Annotated in this window: 3 protein-coding genes; 1 reads left to right on the top strand and 2 read right to left on the bottom strand. The window is 62.2% G+C overall.

Translation table 11 applies throughout. The features are described from left to right. Positions 1 to 617 (bottom strand): hypothetical protein (locus tag RMN84_RS02880; RefSeq protein ID WP_309610700.1); only part of this gene is annotated, 617 nt, incomplete at its 3' end. A gap of 22 nt (positions 618 to 639) precedes the next feature. Beyond that, complete coding sequence (locus RMN84_RS02875) at positions 640 to 1,572, bottom strand: glycosyltransferase family 2 protein (protein WP_309610699.1); 933 nt, start codon at positions 1,570 to 1,572, stop codon at positions 640 to 642. Between the two features lie 309 nt (positions 1,573 to 1,881). Here RMN84_RS02875 and RMN84_RS02870 point away from each other — a divergent pair. Next, on the top strand, positions 1,882 to 2,021 hold a 140-nt coding region (locus RMN84_RS02870; protein ID WP_309610701.1), incomplete at its 3' end, for a transposase.

Genomic DNA, 2,021 nt, shown 5'->3' with positions numbered 1-2,021 from the left:
CCGGGCTCCAGCGCGCTGACCATCAGCACCACCGGTCGGTCGGTCGGCAGGCCGAGTTCGGCCTTGCGCTGTGGCCCTGGCGCGAACCGCGCCGGATCCACGCCGTTGGGAATCAGGGTCGAATTCCAGCGCTGCCGATTGCGCTCATAATAAATCGGGTTGGTACAGATCAGCCCGTCGCAACCGAACTGGCTGGGCTCGGGTCCGTTGCCGCTGACTGCCCAGTCCCCGTTCTGGGTGACGAACACATGGGCCGGCTTGCGCCCAAATAGTCGCGGGCGGCGCAAGGCCCAGCTGGTATAGGGATAGCTGCAGGTCAGCGTCACGTCGGCCTTGCCGACAATCCCCGATGCGGCCAGCCCGGCGGCAAAGGTCAGATCCTCATACATGAATTCGTGGCGTAGAAACGGCATTTTCGGCCATTTCTCGAAGTGCGCGCGCGACACCGCCGGGACATGAGCGAAATCATAGGCCCGACCCGCCACCGCCTGACCCGAACCGACCAGCGTCACCTTATGCTCACCGCGCAAGGCAATCTGCTGGGCGACCGATTCGAATACGACCTCGGCACCGCGAGCGAAGCGATGCAACCCGGGGAGAGCGAAAAGCAAATGCATGTCGGAGCCTTGTCCCGTTCGGCTAACGATGGGCGACGCGAATGCCGGCCACGCCGACGATCTTGCCCAGGCCATGCAGAATCAGGGCGAGGAAAAAGCGCAATTGCGGCGCTTGGCCGCACGCGATGCGGCCAAAAGGTCGACCGAGCGCTCGTGCCAGCGATGCACCGCCGTGCACAAGTACGCGCCAGCGCGGTGCTCCTCTCTTGATCATGGACAGGCACGCGCTGTTCCCGTGCCAAAAGAAGACGTAGAGCTGATACGCCAGCGTCGCTCGCGAGAGCGGCTCATTTTCATAAACGAACGCATCGGCGGCAAAGCGGATTTCAAGCCCTTCAGCCCGCGCGGCCCGGTAGAACACCATGTCCTCGCCGCCAATCACGCCGAACGCCGGATCGAACCGGATTTGCGGATGCTGCCGCAGCCACTCCGCGCTGATCATCGAATTGAACGTTGCCGCGGTATCGACAGGAGTGCCATCGGGCGGATCGCTAACACCCAGCTCGAGAAACGGCTCGTCGGTCAGCCAACGGGGCGATCCGGGGGGCACACGGCGTACCATCCGGCCCGTTACCGCCGTGGCACCGCTCTGCTGCTGCGCGTCGACCAGGGCTTCCAGCCATTGCACCGGCGGCTCGCAATCATCGTCGGTCATCGCAACCCAGTCGGCCATGCCCATCGCCGTCTCGATCGCCATGTTCCGGGCCAGCGAGATATTCTGCTTGCCGGAAATGCGATATTCGAGCCCGAGCTCAAACCAGTCTGCCGCGCATTCGACAATAGCGCGCGCCTCACCGGCGGCAGTATCATCAGTAATCGCAACCCCCACGGCGACGCGGTCCTTGACGCGTTCGGCACAGGCCACCACAGCCTGCAAGAGTATCGCCAGATCCTCGTTGCGCTGATAAGTGCACACTGCAATGGCGATACTGATTCGCTTCGCAGGATCAGTCATTTAGTCTCCTGCGGGTCTGCGGTGAAACGGACGCGTGGCTCTCGCCGAAAATCACGCCGCTTCTAGCGCCTATTTTCCCAAACAATAGTTAAAAGGCGTGTTGCTGATGGGGTGCGCGCGTCATTGTCGCGCGAGGATGGCAAGCCTCGGAAATGGCGCCCAGGGACAGGCTAGACCTCAATGCCTCCAGAATTGCGTATTTCTAGGGCTTATAGGCCTTATTCGTAACCCTCCGGCGTGTCCCGACTTGTCTGGTCGGTGAGTGACCGGTCTTGAGTGTGCACTTATTTGCGCACTCAGGAGCGGTTGATGGGTCAGATCACGGTGTTTTCGGGTCCGGAGCGGCGACGTCGGTGGAGAGAGGAAGAACGGGTTCAGATTCTGACCGAGGCATTCTCGCCCGGAACCTGCGTGGCCGAGGTGGCGCGGCGGCATGACGTTTCGACAGC

The sequence above is a fragment of the Sphingomonas sp. genome (genome assembly GCF_031380695.1).
Classification (GTDB): Bacteria; Pseudomonadota; Alphaproteobacteria; order Sphingomonadales; family Sphingomonadaceae; genus Sphingomicrobium.
The sequence above is the reverse complement of the archived record's forward strand: the minus strand, read 5'-3'. Positions and strand labels throughout refer to the sequence as shown.

Coding starts and splice junctions, on each gene's coding strand:
- RMN84_RS02875 (WP_309610699.1), bottom strand. CDS start 1,572: ATGACTGATCCTGCGAAGCGAATCAGTATCGCCATTGCAGTGTGCACT.